We start from the raw sequence: 246 nt of genomic DNA, 5'->3' as shown, positions 1-246 counted from the left end.
ATGCCTATTCCCGCCAGTACTTTTGGCTACCTCGGTTGCCTGTGCTTGCTACTACCAACAGCTCTGTGTTGGATAATGGTGAGTGGACAGCATGGACGCGGTTGATTCGGCGCTGATGGCGGCGCGTGCCCAGTTCGCGATCACCATCAGTTTTCATATTGTGCTGGCGGCACTGACCATCGGGCTGGCCAGTTTTTTGATGGTGCTCGAAGCGCTGTGGCTGTGGCGAAGACGAAAGGTCTACCT

The 246-nt window shown here is 55.7% G+C and carries 1 protein-coding gene; it reads left to right on the top strand.

Features of this window, described 5'->3' with window-relative positions; all coding sequences use genetic code 11:
- Positions 1-91 precede the first annotated feature (91 nt).
- Positions 92-246, top strand: a 155-nt coding sequence (locus ORL50_RS28900; RefSeq protein WP_323055294.1) for a cytochrome ubiquinol oxidase subunit I, incomplete at its 3' end; no start/stop codon positions are given.

This window comes from Pseudomonas sp. RIT-562, assembly GCF_026241895.1.
Taxonomy (GTDB): Bacteria; Pseudomonadota; Gammaproteobacteria; order Pseudomonadales; family Pseudomonadaceae; genus Aquipseudomonas; species Aquipseudomonas mandelii_F.
The sequence above is the reverse complement of the archived record's forward strand: the minus strand, read 5'-3'. Positions and strand labels throughout refer to the sequence as shown.